The sequence below is a fragment of the Paenibacillus sp. FSL R10-2771 genome, from assembly GCF_038000205.1.
Lineage (GTDB): Bacteria > Bacillota > Bacilli > Paenibacillales > Paenibacillaceae > Paenibacillus_AQ > Paenibacillus_AQ phytohabitans.
Genome location: NZ_JBBOBM010000001.1, coordinates 4,948,837 through 4,967,669, shown reverse-complemented (window position 1 = coordinate 4,967,669; position 18,833 = coordinate 4,948,837). Strand labels below are relative to the sequence as shown.

General features: G+C 52.6%; 13 protein-coding genes. 6 read left to right on the top strand and 7 right to left on the bottom strand.

Features of this window, described 5'->3' with window-relative positions; all coding sequences use genetic code 11:
- Nucleotides 1–190 precede the first annotated feature (190 nt).
- From yhbH to NSU14_RS21290, 4 genes are all read right to left on the bottom strand, one after another.
- On the bottom strand, nt 191–1,351 hold the full coding sequence (yhbH, locus tag NSU14_RS21305; RefSeq protein WP_042135257.1) for a sporulation protein YhbH: 1,161 nt from the start codon (nt 1,349–1,351) through the stop codon (nt 191–193).
- 110 nt (nt 1,352–1,461) lie between these two features.
- The gene (locus NSU14_RS21300) at nt 1,462–3,147 is read right to left on the bottom strand and encodes a DUF11 domain-containing protein (RefSeq protein ID WP_340947307.1); all 1,686 of its coding nucleotides are present in this window, start codon (nt 3,145–3,147) and stop codon (nt 1,462–1,464) included.
- On the bottom strand, nt 3,144–9,791 hold the full coding sequence (locus tag NSU14_RS21295) for a DUF7507 domain-containing protein (RefSeq protein ID WP_340947306.1): 6,648 nt from the start codon (nt 9,789–9,791) through the stop codon (nt 3,144–3,146). The genes NSU14_RS21300 and NSU14_RS21295 overlap by 4 nt, the downstream gene beginning before the upstream one ends.
- A gap of 222 nt (nt 9,792–10,013) precedes the next feature.
- Complete coding sequence (locus NSU14_RS21290; protein ID WP_256703750.1) at nt 10,014–10,577, bottom strand: class I SAM-dependent methyltransferase; 564 nt, start codon at nt 10,575–10,577, stop codon at nt 10,014–10,016.
- 259 nt (nt 10,578–10,836) lie between these two features.
- Between NSU14_RS21290 and NSU14_RS21285 the strand changes: the two genes are divergently transcribed.
- The gene (locus tag NSU14_RS21285) at nt 10,837–11,748 is read left to right on the top strand and encodes a hypothetical protein (protein ID WP_340947305.1); all 912 of its coding nucleotides are present in this window, start codon (nt 10,837–10,839) and stop codon (nt 11,746–11,748) included.
- A gap of 260 nt (nt 11,749–12,008) precedes the next feature.
- Nucleotides 12,009–14,666 (top strand): copper amine oxidase N-terminal domain-containing protein, encoded by a 2,658-nt coding sequence (locus NSU14_RS21280; RefSeq protein ID WP_076242698.1) that lies wholly within the window; start codon nt 12,009–12,011, stop codon nt 14,664–14,666.
- Between the two features lie 102 nt (nt 14,667–14,768).
- On the opposite strand, the gene NSU14_RS21275 is transcribed toward NSU14_RS21280, so the two are convergent.
- Nucleotides 14,769–15,230, bottom strand: a complete 462-nt coding sequence (locus tag NSU14_RS21275; protein ID WP_340947304.1) for a hypothetical protein — start codon at nt 15,228–15,230, stop codon at nt 14,769–14,771.
- 164 nt (nt 15,231–15,394) lie between these two features.
- On the opposite strand from NSU14_RS21275, the gene NSU14_RS21270 reads away from it, so the two are divergent.
- A complete protein-coding gene (locus tag NSU14_RS21270) occupies nt 15,395–15,772 on the top strand; it encodes a DUF423 domain-containing protein (RefSeq protein WP_076242700.1) in 378 nt (125 codons plus the stop codon).
- A 51-nt stretch (nt 15,773–15,823) separates the two neighbouring features.
- Here NSU14_RS21270 and NSU14_RS21265 read toward each other — a convergent pair whose 3' ends face one another.
- Nucleotides 15,824–16,348: a hypothetical protein gene (locus tag NSU14_RS21265; protein WP_042135266.1), complete on the bottom strand. Its 525-nt coding sequence runs from the start codon at nt 16,346–16,348 to the stop codon at nt 15,824–15,826.
- A 215-nt stretch (nt 16,349–16,563) separates the two neighbouring features.
- On the opposite strand from NSU14_RS21265, the gene NSU14_RS21260 reads away from it, so the two are divergent.
- The 3 genes from NSU14_RS21260 to NSU14_RS21250 all read left to right on the top strand — a co-directional run bounded on the left by NSU14_RS21260 (nt 16,564) and on the right by NSU14_RS21250 (nt 17,913).
- A complete protein-coding gene (locus NSU14_RS21260) occupies nt 16,564–16,866 on the top strand; it encodes a YunC family protein (protein WP_039307501.1) in 303 nt (100 codons plus the stop codon).
- Nucleotides 16,867–17,162: 296 nt separating this feature from the next.
- A complete protein-coding gene (locus NSU14_RS21255) occupies nt 17,163–17,624 on the top strand; it encodes a Dps family protein (RefSeq protein WP_039307503.1) in 462 nt (153 codons plus the stop codon).
- A 91-nt stretch (nt 17,625–17,715) separates the two neighbouring features.
- A complete protein-coding gene (locus NSU14_RS21250; RefSeq protein WP_144025972.1) occupies nt 17,716–17,913 on the top strand; it encodes a hypothetical protein in 198 nt (65 codons plus the stop codon).
- A 235-nt stretch (nt 17,914–18,148) separates the two neighbouring features.
- Here NSU14_RS21250 and NSU14_RS21245 read toward each other — a convergent pair whose 3' ends face one another.
- Nucleotides 18,149–18,652 (bottom strand): MarR family transcriptional regulator, encoded by a 504-nt coding sequence (locus tag NSU14_RS21245; protein WP_340947303.1) that lies wholly within the window; start codon nt 18,650–18,652, stop codon nt 18,149–18,151.
- Nucleotides 18,653–18,833: the final 181 nt, after the last annotated feature.

Below are 18,833 nucleotides of genomic sequence, written 5' to 3'. Positions count from 1 at the left end.
GTCAAGAGTATTTTGCGGAAAATACAAGCAAGCAAAAAGCAAAAAGCATCCCCTTGCGATGGATGAAAAGCTCGCAAGGGGATGCTTTTTGGCCTGGATAGCAGATGGAAGGGGGAAACAATGCCGAAATAAGCGTGCTGCATGACGTTGACAACTTCTTGTTGCTGTAAGCCATGGGAAACATCTTAGCTTATGCCCCGGTAGTTTTTTTACCGAAAAACGTCTTCAGCGCCTGATAGACTTCCTTCTTATCCTTAATGACATAATGCATGAACTGCTCCTGCTTCAGGTGGCGGTAGGCGGACATCAGTGTGCTGCTGCGGTTGTACTGGTTCACTTCACCATAGCCGAACATGTTGCTGCGCTTCAGTAGTTCACCGATCAGCTTGACGCAGCGTTCATTGTCGGAGGTCAGGTTGTCGCCATCCGAGAAATGGAAGGGATAAATGTTGTATTTGGCCGGCGGATAGCGGCTGTCGATAATCTCCAGCGCCTTCTGGTAAGCCGAGGAGCAGATGGTGCCGCCGCTCTCGCCGCGCGTGAAGAAGTCATGCTCGCTGACCTCTTTGGCCTCGGTATGATGAGCCAGGAATACAATATCCACCTTCTCATACTGGCGGCGCAGAAAGCGGGTCATCCAGAAGAAGAAGCTGCGTGCGCAGTATTTTTCAAAAGTACCCATGGAGCCTGAGGTGTCCATCATCGCAATAATTACGGCATTGGAATGGGGGACGGTAATGTCATCCCATGTTTTGTAGCGCAGATCGTCCGGGCTGATGCTGTGAATTCCCGGATTCCCGCTGCTGGCGTTGCGCCGGAGATTCTCCATCAGTGTGCGTTTTTTGTCGATGTTGGACATCATGCCTTTTTTGCGGATATCGTTGAAGACAATGGATTTGACCTCGATTTCTTCCTTGTCCTTCGGCTTCAGGTGGGGAAGCTCCATATCCTGGAACAGAATATCCTCCAGATCCTCAATATCCACTTCGGCTTCGACAGTATCCTGCCCGGGCTGATCCCCCGCCTTGTCACCTTTGCCCGGCTGGGCGGACTGCGAATCGCGGCCGAGCACATCGCCTACCTGACTCTCCCCGTCCCCCTGGCCGACATGCTTCTGCTTGCGGAAATTATAGATAATCCGGTATTCATCCAGACTGCGGATCGGCACCTTCACAATCTGCTTGCCGCCCGACAAAATAATGTTCTCCTCAGTAACGAGATCCGGCAGATTGTCCTTAATGGCTTCTCTGACCTTTTGCTGGTGACGCTCCTGATCCTGATGGCCTTTGCGGTGAAGGGACCAGTCTTCTTTAGACACAACAAAGGCGTATGGACCGGTTGGCTGGGGCAAGGATGACCACCTCCCATGATTCTCTGAAATTGGTACAGGCTACGCTTGTGACGGGTGCGGCTGGTTGTAACTAAAGTATATTCATGGGGATGGGGGATATGTGAGCTGTATTATTCACTGATTTCCTCAATGAGCAGTTTATAGCTGTTCGAGCGGGCTTCGCCGGAGTATCTTCGTCCGTCTATCGTGAATAAGTATAGGGCGGTCGAGGATCCCTGAAGCGATGTGCCCATATAATCAAGGTTGATTTTCACAAAATAAGTGAGGGTGACGGTCTGCCCGGGCTGTAGTGTTCCCAGAGCCACAGTTCCGCTGTACGGGGTTTCGGGTACAGTGATGGTGCTGATGGTAACGATATTCGGATCAATTACTGCTCCTTGCGGCACAATCCGGACCACAGAGACCTCTGCGGGATAATTCCCGCTGTTGGTGACAAGAATCCGGAATTCGGCAATGCTTCCAGGCTCGACAACCGGCGGCTCTCCTTGTATTTGAATGGAGACGATTGGCGAGAACAGCAGCGTAGTCACAGCATTGGTCCGGGTGATCTGCCGGACATTGCGTCCATCCGGAAGGGTGAATGTGTATTGGACACTGCCCTGGTTCTGAATGGCCGGAGTCTGGCGGATATCGGTGGCGCCCGGAATGGATACGAGACAATCAACCCTTACCGCCGAGCCTGCTCTTACCGTTCCGAGCGGAATGCCGTCCGCAGGCCGTATTCCCTTCTGGGGAACACCGTCAATATGAATGCTGTCCCAGATGAATAGAACACCTGCCGGAATGAAGTCGGTCAACAGAGCCTCTACAGCCAGATTTCCGTTGTTGCGCACGGTGAACTCATACCGCAGATTATCGCCGGGAGCGGCGCTGTAGAGATCTACCTTCAAGCTGGCGGATACTCCCGGCTGGACGATCGTTATGAGGACTGTATTGCTCTCAGCGGTATTCCTGTTGTCATTGACCTCATAGGTGACCAACGCCTTCGCCGGCAATACCGGGTCCGGAGGGATTGCGGCCACCCGCACACGGAAGGAAATCTCGGCAGCCGAGCCTGTACTCAAGGAACCCAGCCTGATGCCAAGGGCCGGATCGGCCTCGGGCTGGTAGACCCCGCCTGCAATGACGCTGCCGGGGATGAATATAGCACCTTCCGGAACCGGAATGGTGGCGATAATCACGGCCAGCGGCCGGGTGCCTTCATTTCTGAGCTGCAGTGTATACGTCACGGCATCGCCGACAAAGGTAGTGGGTGTGCTGGCAGAGAGAAGCGTGGACAACTGATAAGACAGCAGGGAGACAATCACCGGGTTGGAGCGGACTTCCCCGCGTACCGTTCGTCCTTCGGGTGTGGAGAAGGAATAGGTGCCGACTGCCCTGTTATGCAAGGCCAGAGAAGGCGGGAGCGATACAACAATGACCTGGAAGGCGATCGTAACTCCGGAATGCGGAGAGAGAGTGCCTACCGGTATGCCGGAAGACGGAGTGACCCCCGGAAGGGGGACTCCGTCTCTAAGCACGCTGTTGGCAATAAAGGATACACCCGCAGGAAGGACATCAACGATGGTGACCAGTGCGGACGTATTGCCGCTGTTCTTGGCGAATACGGTGTAGACGAGCGTCTCCCCCAGGGAGGCGCTCGTGTGATCCGTAAGCTTGAGAAGGGATAGAACAGGGCCCACGACGGGAGTATTGACGGTATTGGAATAGGTGATGGCGTTAATACCCTCTGCCGAGCTGAATAGGACCATAGACTGGTTGCTTACGACAGGTTGAAGCCGTGAGCCTTCTGTCATATTACAATGACCTGAACCTGGAAGGTTACTGTAGTGGACGCCCCGGCGGCAATCGTGCCGATGACTATACCGGCAGCCGGGTTCGCACCAGGGCGGAAGACTCCGTCTACGGCAACACTGCCAACGACAAATTGGCTGCCTGCCGGAATCGGGTCAACCAGTACAACATTGTTGACGGGAACGATACCGTTATTGGTCACAACAATGGTATAGGTAATAATGTCGCCTACTACCGCATCGATTGCAGGAGTGCTCTTGACTGCTGTTACGTCCGGTGAAGAGACAGGGATAATCAGCGTATTCGACAGTGCAGAACCTGAGAGCAGACGGCCATCCGGCGGTGTGAAGGTGAAGGTGGCGGCGGCCTGGTTCACGAGCTGCTGCGGAGAAGGCAGGGAAGCTACCGTGACCTGCAGGGTGACTGTCACGAGGACTGTTGCTCCGGCTGCAACGGTGCCGAGATTAATGCCGGTAGTCGGGTCTGCACCCGGAACAGGCTGGCCGTTGACCAGTACGCTGTTCGGAATGAATACAGCTCCCGGCGGGATAGAGTCTGTTAAGGTTACGACAGCTGGCAGATTGCCTGAATTGGTAACGCTGAAGGAATAGGTCACGGTATCCCCAACCGTCGCATTGGCCGTATCCGCAGCTTTTACAATGCCGATGATCGGCTGGAATACCGGAGTAATGAGATTGTTGGAATAAGATGCGCCAGAGAATGCACCGGAAGTGAAGCTTACCGAAGCCTGGTTGTTCAGGATGGCCGGATTAGGCAAGGAGTTGACCAGAATATTGAATGTAACCAGGACCGTCGCGCCCGGGGCCACTGTTGCCAGTGAAATCCCGTTAGCCGGATTCGCTCCCGGCAGCGGAGTACCGTCCACAACTACGCTTCCGGCAACAAAGGAAGAGCCGGCCGGAATCGGGTCACTCAGTACAACATTATTGATCGGCGCTATGCCGCTGTTGGTAACGCTGATGCTGTATGGAACGGTATCTCCCGGAACTGCATCGGTTACAGTAGTGCTTTTGACAACGAGTACATTTGGCGATGATACCGAAATCTGATTGATGTTCGAGCTGGCCGACTGGTTGAAGGTCCGTCCGTCAGGAAGCGTATAGCTGAAGGCGATGATGGCCTGGTTGCTGAGCTGCTGGCTGGCTGGCAGTGTGGCAATGACGACAGAGAATGTTACCGCCAGCGATGCACCTGCAGCAACCGTACCCAGAGGGATTCCGGTGGCGGGATCTGCACCCGGTGCCGGGAAGCCGTTGATCAGCACGCTGTTAGGAACAAGCGTTGTACCTGCAGGAATCGTATCGGTCAGAGTGGCAGCAGCCGCATAGTTACCCGAATTGCTGACATTGACAGTATAAATAATGGTGTCTCCAACGGTTGCATTTACAGAGTTAGAGCTTTTGGCTGCCACAATAATCGGCTGGAAGACCGGAGTGGTCACAATGTTCGAGAAGGCAACACTGGACAGTGCCCCGGAAGTGAAGCTGACCGATGACTGATTGTTAAGCACTCCCGAGACAGGGAGGGACGTTACAGTCACACTGAAAACTACAGTTACTGAAGCGCCTGGCGCGACGCTGCCAATGGTTACCCCGGTAGAAGGTGAAGCAGCCGGACGAGGGACGCCGTCTACCACTACACTGCCGGGAACGAAGGCCGTTCCTGCAGGTAAGGCATCTGTAAATACGACATTGTTAACGGTAGCGATCCCGTTATTGGTCAGACTGACCGAATACGTAATCGTATCGCCAACATTGGTAGCGGTGGTTGTGGTCGATTTGACGACCGCCAGATTCGGATTCGAGACAGGGATGGTCAGTGTGTTGGTGAGCACCGATCCGCCAAGGGTTCTTCCGTCAGGTAAGGTGAAGCTGTAGGCTGCCGTCCCCTGATTTACCAGTGTTTGCGGTGTAGGCAGTGAAGTGATCACCACCGAGAATGAGACAGCAACGGTTGCGCCCGGAGCGATGCTTCCGGCAGCGATGCCGGTGGTGGGATTGGCCTGCGGCAGAGGCAGCCCGTTGATCAGAACACTGTTTTCCTCAAAAGTAGTCCCGGCTGGGATGTTGTCCGTTACTGTCAGGCTTGCTGCGTAGTTGCCTGTATTGCTGACAGTTATAGTGTAGGTTACTGTATCACCCACCGTTGCGTTCGCGGTATTGGCGGTTTTGACAGCGGCGATATTCGGCTGGAAGACGGGAACCGCCACGGGGTTCGAGAAGGTGGAGCCTGTAAAGACACCGGAGGTGTAAGTTACAGTCGCCTGATTATCAATCGAAGTATCTGCTGGTACCGATGTTACCGTAACACTGTAGGAGACAATTGCGGAAGCACCGGATGCCAGTGTGCCAATGGGAATTCCTGTAGAAGGATGGGCATTTGGAAATGGCACGCCATTTACAGATACGCTGCCCGGCACGAAGGCTGCCCCATCTGGCGTTGGATCGCTGAGCACTACATTATTAACCGGGTCTATTCCGTTGTTCGTGATGCTTACCGAATAGGCGATAGTATCGCCCAGTGCCACCGAGGTTGAAGTCGTGCTCTTAACAACCGCCAGATTAGGAGCGGAGACAGCGATCGTTACAGTGTTGGAGACGGCGCTTCCGTTCAGCAGCCGCCCGTCCGGCGGTGTGAAGGTGTAGGTGGAAGCCGCCTGATTCACCAGCTGCTGCGGTGATGGCAGGGAGACAATGAAGACGGTGAAGCTGACAGAGACGCTGGCGCCGGGAGCGACAACCCCGACAGCAATGCCTGTATCCGGTGCCGCACCCGGCTGAGGGAAGCCGCCGACAATGACACTGTTTGGATCAAAGACGGTGCCGGCTGGAATATTATCGGTTAACGTTACATTGGCTGCAACGTTGCCGGCATTGCTGACAAGAATGGTATAGATGACCGTGTCGCCGACAGTGGCGTTCAGGTCGTTGGCGCTTTTGACCAGAGAAATTTGCGGCTGCGTTACCGGTGTGGTAGTGACGTTGGAAGATGAAGAGCCGGAGAAGACCCCGGAGGTGAAGCTGACGGTTGACTGGTTATTGACCTGTGAAGGAATCGGCATTGTTATCCTCACCTCGAATGTTACGGCAATTGAAGCCCCAGGGCCCAGACTGCCGATTGGAATGCCGGCGGACGGAACTGCCAGCGGCTGGGAGACGCCGCCTACAATTACGGTTCCGGGAATGAAAGCCGCATTCTCAGGCAGAGGATCGCTGAGAATGATATTGCTGACAGATGTAATACTGTTGTTGGTCAGCGCGGAGGTGAACGTAAGAATGTCGCCGGTTACGGCATCGATGGCATTCACGCTTTTGACCACACTGACATTGGGGGCAGAGACGGGAACAGTCAAAGCGTTCGATACGGTATTTCCGCCGAGCTGCCGTCCGTCCGGCAGCGTGAAGGTATAGGAGGCGGCCGCTGAATTGACCACCTGCTGGTTCGGCGGCAGTGACGTAACGGTAACCAGAAAACTGACGGTGACGCTGTCTCCGGGAGCAAGCGGGCCTACCGGAATTCCGGTCAGCGGGCTGAAGCCGGGCAGCGGCGTTCCGCCTACGCTTACACTGTTGGTCTCGAAGACCGTTTGCGGCGGCAGAATGTCGGTCAGATTCAGGGTTGCGGCAATATTGCCGGTATTGCTGGCGAATATGGAGAAGGATAGCAGACTGCCCACCGAGGCTTGTGCAGGGCTGGAGCTTTTGACTAGCCCAATCACCGGGGTGAAGACTGGAGTAAGTATAGTGTTCGAAAGAGCTGTTCCGCTGAATGCACCCGCTGTGAAAGAAGCACTCGCCCGGTTGTTCAGCTGAGGCGGGCTTGGAACAGAAGTGGCGTTGACCTGGAAGACTACAATACTCGTTGCTCCGGCAGCAAGCGTACCCAGGGCGATCCCGGCATTCGGATTCGCAGACGGTACAGCAGCCCCGTTCACCGTGACGGTTCCCGCTACAAAGGCGCTCCCGGCAGGGGCGGGATCGGACAGAACGACATTGTTAACCGCCACACCGCTGGGGTTGGATACCGATACGGTGTAGGTGAGATATTCCCCTACTGCTATAGCGGTGACATTGGCGCTCTTGAGGAGCGTGATGTTAGGTGCAGATACCGGAATGGTAACCGTGTTCGACACACTTCCGCCGGACAGGGCACGTCCGCTGGGCAGCTGGTACGTATAGCTGCTGCTTCCCTGGTCGGTCAAGGTTGCCGGAGACGGCAGAGATTGAACCGAAGTCAGAAAAGTCACCGTAAAGCTTGCTCCGGGTGCTACTGACCCCAGCGGGATTCCGCTAACGGGTGAGTCTGCCGGGCGGACAACGCCATTCACCGTAACACTTCCGGCAACGAAGACGGACCCGGCCGGAATCGTGTCGGTCAAGCTCACCGTTGCGGCGATATTGCCTGTGTTCCTCACTACCAGCGTATACTGCACATTGCCCCCGACCGTCGCGCTGCCCGGACTCGCGCTTTTGACGATACCGATTACGGGTTGAAATACAGGGGTTAGGGTTGTATTCGATTGGGTGATTGCATTAAATGCTCCTGAGCTGTACGAAGCAGACGACTGGTTGGAGAGCTGGCCGCTTCCCGGCACGGAAGTGACATTCACCTGGAACGTAACGGTTACACTGGCTCCGGGAGCGATGGTTCCGATGGTAATCCCGGAAGCAGGATCAGCAGTCGGCCGTGCACTACCTGCTACAGTGACACTTCCCGCCACAAAGGTGCTGCCGGGGGGGATCGGATCAGAGAGTACGGCATTCGTGACTGCGACAATTCCGTTGTTAGTGACCACCGATGTATACACCAGGGTGTCACCTACGGCCACATCCGGGAAGCTGGCGCTTTTGACAATAGCGACACTCGGCAGCCTGACCGGTATGGTCAGCGTGTTGGAGGCTGCCGTTCCGGGAACGGTCCGGCCGTCGGGAACGATAAAGCTATAGGCTGCCGTGGCCTGATCGACCAGCTGCGGAGGCGATGGCAGACTGTTTACCAGCACACGGAATTGTACAGTTGAGGTTGCCCCGGCAGCAATGGTGCCAATAGGGATGCCGGCGGCGGGATTGCCTGCTACCGGAGTGCCGTTGACCGTAAAGCTTCCCGGAACATAGGTGCTGCCCGCAGGAATATTGTCAGTGAGTGTAGTTGTGGCGCCGATATTACCGGTGTTTGCAATCTGGAGCGTATAGATAATCTGATCACCGACGGTAGCGTTGGTCGTATTTGCGCTTTTGACGATGCCAAGAACCGGAGAATAGACCGGCAGCGAGCTTGTATTGGAGGGAATAACCCCGCTCACAATCGGGCCGCCCGCTACGCTCTGGAACGTAAATGCGGCATTGGCTGTGTTGGCGACAATTTGTGTGCTTGGCAAGGATGTAACCCTGGCTTGATATGTAATCGTGATTGAAGTACCCAGGGCCAGAGATCCGAGAGGGATGCCGGATGTTATGTCAAAAGCCGGCCGGGAAACCCCGGCTACCACAACGCTTCCGGCCACAAAGGTCAGGCCTGGCGGCAGCGTGTCTGACAGTACAACACTGGCTGCGCTTGCCGTGCCGGTATTGCTGACGGTAACGGTGTACGTGACCAGATCACCAACGATTGTACCGGCGACATTGGAGGCCTTGGTTAATGAGATTCTGGGTGCATTGATATCAATCTGCAGCCCGTTAGCATTAACGACGTATGCATCGCCAGACGTAGTCAGTGTCAGCAAAGCCGAGGACTGATTGTTAACCAGGCGCGCGCCAACATCCACGTTCGTGATATCCCAGCCCTGCCGGCCGCCGACAATGTTGGAGCCGGGACTGCCGTTGGTCTGGTTGCGGTTTCCGAACGTACCGGTGGTATTCAGGTTGCCGGTATCATTATTGATCTGTGAAGCGAAGAAGTTGTTGGCAAAGTTGTTCGGGCCTGACAAAGCGACCTGGGTCGCGGAGGTGGGCCCGAAGAGCGCCTGATCTCCTGAACGGTTGGCATCTCCTTCCTGGGCACTGAACATGATGCGGCCGCCGAGTGCTCCTGTGACAGGTGTGGCAAATCCGGTAATCGTTGTGACAACCGGGGCAGAGGTGGACTGGACAAGTACGGCCCCCGCCCGCAGAGACATGTTGCGGAAAGGGAGTGACGGATTCTGGTAGATGACAGCAAGCGTCCACCCCGCATGATTAGCAGTAGCGTCACCGTTGATAACGATGGTGCCGACTACGCCTCCGGTGATATAGGTTCCGGCTCCAGAGGCTTGAATAATGCTGGTCACATTGGCGGAACGGACATAGGCGAGCGCTCCGCCTCCCAGATCTACGGAATTGGCAGTGGCTGCGTCGGGGGACACGCTGACCGTGTTACCGAGCGGTGTTATGAAAGAAACGGGATTGTTGATCGCCGCAGTGAGGTTGACGTTCCCGTTAACATAGGAACCGCCCCAGATCAGTTCTGCATACAGGACCGTGCTCCCCGCCGGAAGCACCAGGACCGCTGCTGAACTGTTGCTCTGGTACAGATTTGTAGTGCCAGCAGGATAAGTGCCGAATATGGAGGCTGTATTCACCGTGGAGAAGGCCCCGATACTATCCTGGGTACCCGGAACCCCAAGCGTATCGGACCGGCTTAACCCCAATGTATTGCCTGTAAAAGTAATGGCACCTGTTGCATTAACCGTAGACCGAACGACTAGAGGAATGATTTTCACCTCCTTTTGGGAGTGCTGAATTCAAATCGGAAGACAACGAAAAAAAGCAGACCGACTCCTGCTTGAGGTCGATGTGCCATCTTTCTTGTGTGGTATTAGCCTATGTGCGGTGCAAGGCATTATTGTATGTCCATTTGCGATTCTTTTTCATTAATTATGTCTGTTCTGCGACCGGAGCCGGCGTTCGAACAGCGCGCGCGGTTCCGGATAGACTTTTCTGCTCATGGCTTCCAGCTCTTCCCGGCTGATCTCCCGCTTAATTACGGCAAAATGATACATGATTTCATGGACGACATTGGACTGCAGCGTCTTGAGCACCTCCAGCTCCTCCGTCTCATAGAGCGAGTCGTCAAAAGGATACTGATAGAAAAGCTCCATCCGCAGCAGTCTGAAATCAAACGGCGGCGCAGGAGCCGGATAGTCCGGAATCTCCGGGGAGATTGGGCTGAGAGAAGGCTGAAAAAAGCTGCCGGTCAGATAACGGGGTGTATATTCGTCAAACTTCTGTTTGAACATAGGGTTGGAGATATGCGGAAAACTATGGGCATAGGGTGAGAGAATGCAGATGACCGCTTTATGCGTGCTGATTCTGTGAATCTCGGACAATGCTGCAAACAAGTCGTTTACATAGGGCATTACCCGGCTGGCCATCACGAATTCGGCGGTATTATCAGGCAGGGGAATGCCCTCGCAAATATCGCAGACAATATCCACACCGGGGTATAACTTGCGGTCGATTCCCAGATAACCGGATTCTTTGCCGGGACCGCAGCCGATATCGATTCTCAGGGGAAATCACTCCTTCAAGGTGCTGAATAAGGCTCTCCATCATTGTATTAAATCTGCGGTTCTGTGCGTACGGCGGATGCCCAGCCCCGTCCGGCAAGTTTATGCCCCCCGGCCTTTGGGGTAATCGTTAATAAGGTAAGCAGCACACTCAGGGCTTACCGTGAGATATGGAGGAGGTAAGGCTATGAGATCACAACGTTCGCTGACTGCTATCGCAGCAGTCGCTGTACTAATGCTGGCCTTAACCGCCTGCGGCGGGAATCATCCGGCTGAAGCGCCGGGACTACCGTCAGCGGGCCCGTCATCTGCACCTGTAGAGAGCACAGCTGCGCCGAGCCCCAGCCCTGCTCTCCCGCCAAGTCCTACCGGAGCTGCAGAGACACAGGTTATTCAGGGATCCGGCGTTTATATCGGACAGATTGATAATCATTCCGTAGAGATTGAGACTGAAGAAGGACCCACAGCCTTTGAGCTGGGTGCCGGCACGGAGGATGCGCCGGAGCTGCTCGAAATGGATGATGCCGTTGTTTTTGCGTATGTGGAAAAAGTGGTCGGAAGCGATGGGACCGCGGTCCAGCGTGTGTTGTCCAGCCTGTCCAAGGCAGAGGGCGGAGGGGCCGCACCGGCGGCCAGTGCGCTCCCGGATACGCAGACCTTCAGGCTGACACTGGAAGGGATGGAGGAAGAGAAGACGGCGGCACTTGCCGAAGGAGAAGGGTACTCCCTGTATGTATTCGATATCTTCAGCTTTGACGCGGCCAGCGGCAAGCTGGCGATGAAGGTAGACCCGGGGTATTACGCCGAAATTATCAAGCTTCCTGCCGATTTCGATCTGGATGCCATAGAGCAGGAGGGGAAGGCTGAACTTGCGGCTACAGGCAAGGTTACGGCGCTTACCCGGGAAGAGCGGGACCGGCGGATGTCCGGCATCCGCTTGTATCTTACCGCAATGGGCTCTGGCCTGACCCGCCAGGTTGCCGTGAAGGAAGTTGATGGCCAAGGCTATCTCATCAGGCTGAACATTCCGCAGCGGGAAGCCTCGGAGGGCTTCGGGCCGCATGTGTATGCTTCACTGGATTCACTGGTTAATCAGTGAAGCACGGAGCAGCGAAGCGGCACCGCCAGCTTACACGATAAGAATGCATAGGCTTCGCGCCAACCATTATCCTAATCTTTACCATGGAAACGGTAGTGTCCTTATTAAAGGGGCGCTACCGTTTTCACTTGCCTGCGGCATGATTCAACCTCCAAAAGATTATTTTATTGTAACCGGTTTGCGAGAAACTTTTACCCGTGATTTTACGTCAAAGAGATAGAAATAGATGAGATTTTTTTCCTATCTGGGAGGATGAGTTTGTGAAGAAGTTATGGATTTCTATTGTAGTGGGGTTGCTGATAGTTCCGTTACTATTTCAAGCCCCGGCCAAGGCCGCAGTCACACCGATCCGCATCATTATTGACGGAGTCCAGTTGTCTACGGATCAGCCTCCGGTAATGGTGAACGGACGGACGATGGTGCCGCTGCGTGCAATCTTCGAAGCCTTCAATGCCGCTATCAAGTGGGATCAGAAGACGCAGACTGTAACGGCGGTGCAGGAGGATACAACGGTTATATTGAAGATCGGCTCCAAGACAGCTACGATTAATAATCGGTCTGTAAGCCTGGATGTGCCCGGTCAGAATTTGAAGGGCAGAACTATGGTTCCGACGCGGTTCGTAAGTGAAGCGCTGGGCCGGGAAGTGGGCTGGAATCAGACCACCAAGGTTGTGACGGTAACCACTCCGGTACCGGCCGGTGTTAATACTGCTCCGGTATCCGGCGTAACCACGCAGGATATCAGTGATTTCGGTGACGGACGCGACCTGCAGATCAGCTTCAACCGGGTGGCCGATGAGTCCCTGGTGGACCATTACCGCGTTCTGATCGTCAAAGCGGGAAATTCGCTTGATCTGTCGTCAGCACTGGCTATACCCGCATCTAATTACTCCTCAGTTATGGTAACAGGCGCCAATCCTGTGGTTAAACTGACAGCTGCTTCGAGAACGGCAGATGGAGAAGTAATTAAAAGCAGTCAAGGGTATAAAGCTTATGTCCTTACGGTAGGCAAAGGAAGTAACCTCAGCGCGCTTTCCGGCAGTTCTTCCACCATTACTCTGACCAATAATATTGCACCGGTAATAAGCAATGTACAAGTGACCGATAATGGCGATTACGGTGACGGGCGCGATCTGTCCGTCAGCTTCAACAAGCTGGCAGATGAGACCAAGATAAGCTCTTACCGGATATTTGTGGTTAAAGCGGCGAACTATTCAGCCTTTAATCTGGCCAAAGCCAATTCTGTCGTCAGTGCCTATTACACACAAGTCACCAAGACAGGTGCTAATCTTACCCAGATTCTTTCCTCAGGAGCCAGGGATACAGACGGAGCACTGATTCAGACAGGGGTAAGCTACCGGGTATTCGCCATGGCTGTTGACAGCAGCAATACCGCCAATAATGTGTTATCCGCTGCTTCGTCTCCGGTTACCCTATCCAGCATCGGGATCTCGAGCCTGTATGTCACTGACGTTAACGACTATAATGACGGCCGTGACCTCAAGGTGTCCTTTACCCATGCCGCTGACGAAACGTATATCAGCCAGTACCGGATTCTGGTGGTGCCTACATCCTACTACAGCAGCTACAGCCTGTCTGAGGCGAATAATGTATCGGGAGCCAACTATACTGCTGTGAGCACTTCCGGTTCTTCTACCAGTCTAGTGCTGACCTCGTCCACCAGAGATGTGCGCGGGACGCTGCTGAAGAACGGAATCAATTATAAAGTGTATATTTTATCTGTCAGAAGCGGGGGGAATGCAGGGTCCAATATTCTTTCTCCTGCCTCTGCCGAAATTACGCTATGGAATGATTTCAGCATGAGTGCTGTGACTAACCTGAGTGTGACTGACGTTAACGATAATGGGGATGGCCGCGATCTGAGGGTGTCATTCACCCATGCTTCAGATGAGACTTATGTCAGCCAGTACCGGATTCTGGTGGTGCCTACATCCTATTACAGCAGCTTCAGCTTGTCTGACGCGAATAATGTATCAAGTGCAAATTATTCCTCAGTAGGTACATCGGGCTCCACGACCAGCCAGGTATTAACTTCCTCCGCCAGAGATGTTCGCGGGAATCTGCTTAAGAATGAGATCAGTTACCGGGTGTATGTATTATCTATTGGAAGCGGAAGTTACGCGGGGTCTGGTGTACTTTCGTCAGGTTCATCGGTAATTACGTTATTGAATTCCTCAAGTGTGAGCGCAGTTTCCGGCCTAGCTGTCAGCGATGTTACCGATTTCGGTGACGGCCGTGATCTGAAGGTGTCCTTTACTCATGCTTCGGATGAAACCTACATCAGAGAGTACCGGATTCTGGTGGTGCCTACTTCCTATTACAGCAGCTTCAGCTTGTCTGATGCGAATAATGTCTCCACGTACACTTCAGCAGGTACATCCGGCAATAGCACCAGCATAATTTTAGACGCCTCAGCCAGAGATGTGCGCGGTACTACAATCAAAGATGGAATCAGCTATAAAGTGTATGTGTTGTCCGTCGGAATTGCGAATTATGCGGGCCCGAACGTGTTGTCCGGAGAATCGTCAGTAATTACCCTGGCCGGCAAAACCCCGCTCACCTCTGTTACGAATGTAACTTATAGTGTAGACAAAGGTAACCTTCTGATCGGCTTCACCAAATCATCGAACGAGGCTAATATCCTGGAATACCGGGTATACGTAGTCCCTTCCAAGCAAGGGTTTGGTGCAGCGGATGCGCTCGGAGTGCCGGCTTCACAGTATAAGGCCGTGGCTCCAAACGGATCGAATCCGACAGTTGCAGCTGCAGCCAGAGATGTGAACGGAAATGCAGTTGCGAGCGGGATTAAATACAAGGTGTACGTTCTTGCCGTAGCCAATAATTATGGTGTGCAGAATGGCGGTCTTTCAGATTCAAGCGAGGAGTTTGAGCTATAACTGCCCGGTTCTAAGCTGTAAAAAAAGCTGAAAAACACAAACACAGCACGTCTCCAGTAAATGGGGAGGTGCTGTGTTTTTTGAGTAATTCATTACGCCTGCCTAGGCAGCGCCTGCATTCACCAGAACCATGGAAATCAGCAGCATGAACACCAGCAGGATAACGGCGTTAATGATGGTCCCGAGGACTGCGAATACCTTACGGCGTCTGCGGAGTGTAAGCCCGACAATGCCGGTGACAGCTCCAATCACATTAACAGCAGCCAGGATGAGCACGGATAAGCCCAAATACATAATCGCTTCCGCTGAATCGGCAATCAGCTTATTATTCTCATTCATGATGGAGGAAGCCTTTGCACCGACATACACAAACGCAATTGCATAACCGATCAGAGTAATCAGAGCGATGACAAAAGAAGCGATGCCGGGACCTGAGTGCTTGAAGTCGCGTTTGTTCTCCTGATACACGTATGCTGGATCAGCAGGTATTGGCTGTTCTGATGAGCCCCATTCTGCGGGCCGGGATGGTGCGGTTTCCGGTTTGGGTGGAGGATTATGGTCCATGGGCTGCACTCCTTGGGATAAAAGATTGATAGTACCACTTTTCCATAAGATGGCTCTAAAAGCAAGTATTACGGCAGAATTATCCGTAAATCCTGCTGCTGGAAATCAGCCATGCGGATACGTTAAGATAGGAGGAGTTCAAGAGACAAAGGAGCTGTATATCCATGCAACGAAGATTGGTAGCCTGGGGAGCTGTGCTGGCTATGCTGTCCGTGGGAATCGGAGCGTTCGGAGCACATATGCTGAAGGCTGTGATCAGTGAAGAGTACCTGAAAGTGTACGAGACCGGTGTCCAGTATCATATGGTTCACGCACTGGCTCTGATTCTTATCGGCCTGACAGCTGGCCAGTGGGGAGAGAGTGCCCGGCTTGCCTGGGCAGGCCGGCTGATTGGGGCGGGAATTATTCTGTTCTCCGGCAGCCTGTATATCCTCAGCACCTCCGGGATCAAAATTCTTGGAGCCATTACACCCATCGGCGGCGTATGCTTTCTTGCCGGCTGGATATGCTTTGCCGTGGAGGCTTTCTCGCGTAAAGACTAACAAACAAGCACCCGTTCCCGGGATCCCGGGCGGGTGCTTGTTTGGGCTTGCTTACAGGAATTCGTCGATTTCATTGAGATTGAAAGTGTACACCTGCTTCTCGTCAACATGGTACACGCTTAGCGAGTTAGCGCCTTCATCAAAGTTCAGAATACGGCAGGGCATTGATACCTGCTTCCCGTGCCGGTTCGCTCTCAGCCGGACCAGCTGGTTATTCTGAATATATTGCCTGATCTTGCCGAACACGTCTGCCGGCGTTTCCGCCGGTGTCACAACAGGCGGTTTCTTGACGGGAGGTCTTTCGGCGGGCTTGTCCGCAGGCTTCTCTGGCAATTTCACTGAAACCGGCGTTGGAGTGTAAGATTCGTTTTTTAGAGCCAGCTTTGCCGAGCGCAGCAGAGTGTCTATAGTTCTTCCAAGCTCCAGACCGGAGTTAATGTTGAAATCTGTGATTTTATCGCTGTTGTTCAACATTTCAAGTAAGTATTGCAGTGCAAGCGGGTTAGTACGGGCATTAATCAGGATGTCAACATTGAAGAGATAGTTGCCGTCGGTGTGTTGTAGTTTCTTGTCCATTAATCCCCCAGCTTTATCGTTTAACACGATTCATTAAGTATTTATAAAGTATATAAACTATACCATTAAACAAGCAAAATTTATATACCCTCCGGCAGAGAATTAAGGACTTATGACCCCTCTAATTTATAAAGGAACTAGGACCATCGTCCACACGCCGTTGTAGCAGGACGCATAACTTAGATCGTGGAACGTGATAATAGGAGGTGCTGCAAATGGTAACATTGGAGCCTGTACAGGTGGGCGATTATGTCCTGGTCGGGGTTGAAGTGAAGCTGCCCAAAACTACGCTGCTCAGCATCAGCACAAGCCGGGGATATATCATGTGCGGGGCGCTGGATATAGGACTGCTCAATAATACGCTGAGTGACCGGCAGATTATTGCTGCACGGGCAGTAGGGGTGCGCACATTGCCGCAGCTGCTGGCTGCCCCGCTGGAATCCGTTACAATAGAGGCGGAGAAGCTTGGCATCGTTCCGGGAATGACTGGGGCGGAAGCCCTGCTTCTGATGGTGTAGGACAGCAGACTGGATTAGTGTTCAGCAGGGGGGCCGGCGGCCCTCCTTTTGTCTGAGGATAAGAATAATAATAATTCCTGTTGTTTCACATGTCCCGGAGCATAAGGCAAGGACTCTTGGCTCATCCTACGGGTTAGGACCGGAAGCGGCAGGACGCGGCGGGGAAAAAGCTGCTTGTCCCGTGTCCTCCTTTGTTTCGCCCTGCGGGCAGAAGGGTAAATGGAGAATAGACTACTGCATAGCCGGATGATGGACAAGCAGCCGGCAAAATATATGGATAAGGAAGGGATCAACTCATGGCTAAAGCATCAAACAAAGTAAATACCGCTTCATTGGAACAAGTACTTAACCGTCAGGTAGCTAACCTCAACGTTCTTTATGTGAAAGTGCATAACTATCACTGGTATGTGAAAGGTGAGCAGTTCTTTGCCCTGCATGTGAAGTTTGAAGAACTGTACGATGATATCACGCTCAAAATGGACGAGGTTGCCGAGCGCCTTCTGAGTATCAAAGGCAGTCCTGCAGCGACGATGAAAGAATATTTGGAAATTGCCACTATTCAGGAAGCAACCGGCAAGGAAGATGCACGGGGAATGGTACAGGCACTCATCGAAGATTTCGCTACAGTAGCGGAAGAATTGACTGAAGGCATCGAACTGGCGGAAGAAGTCAGCGATCAGCCGACTGCCGACCTGTTCATCAAGATCCGCACTGATCTTGAGAAGAACCAATGGATGCTGCGCTCTTTCCTGGGCTGAGTGATAGCTGGTTAATCCTTGCTGTGTAAGTTTGAGACAAAAGTATAAACAAAGCCTCCCCTGGGATAATACCATGCGGGAGGCTTTGTTTATGCTACGAACTAAAGAAGAGAGTTCATTTAATATTGCTGCAATGAATGTATTCAATTCAGTTCCAAGTGGAAATTCAGTAATAGTTGTATATTGTGCATTTAAAAACAGCGAAAAGGGCTGCCCGCATCTTATAACTGTATTCTGTACAACTAAATCTGCCCGAATGGGTGAGAACCAAGGTCCAAAGGCAGTTTAATTGTACGAAATACAACTAAACGGATAATTGGCTGGAAATCAGACGTTTTAGTTGTACAAAGTACAACTAAGCATACGCATATACCGGAATAGGGTCACTGCAAGCAAACCATCAGCAAGCGATTTACAAAATTAGTTATTATTAGTTTAGATCAGATGCTGTTTAAGGAGCTCCAAATGTTCACCGCAGTGACGGTTAAGCTTCAAGTTCAAATCTTAAGTAAGCCTTATACTGACTAGGAGCTCTCGTCATTATTAATCATTGTGTCACTATGACTAATCACCGTTTGGATAAATTTCAGTGAAGCCTGCAGTTCCGCCTCCGAGAAGGTGTTCAAACCCTGAATAAAGCTCTGCTCAAGGCTTTCATGCATCTCGGCATGAACGACGAAGAGCTGCCTGCCTTTGGGCGTAAGGCTGAAATAGACTTCTTTCTTGTTGTCATTCATCCGGCTGCGCTTAATACAGCCTTCCTGTAGAAGCTTGCCGCTGATTTTTGTAATGCTTGCCTTGGACAATTTCATTTTTTCCGCAATCGAGGTGCTGTTAATGGGCTCGTGGTTGCCGATGCAATCAATGACATGAATGCTCGTCAAAGAGTTTGAAGTGAAAGTCAGCCCGTACTGGCGGGTAAGATCAGTGAAAGCATCGAGCTCGGATGCAAAAAGCTGTTCGTTTAGATGCGTTAAGTGGAGTAATCGGCCATACAGCAGCCGCTTAAGTCCTTCGGATGAGTTCATAAGGCTGGGCATCTCCCTGTTATGCAAAATTATCTTTATCCTACCCCGAAATTATTCACTTGTAAACTAACGTGCGATTTCACTGTTTAGCTATTAAAGCTCAGTCTATTTTCTAATAATTAGATTGACAGCTCTAATATTGCGAAATATAGTTTACTGGTAAACAATTTAAAATTGTTGA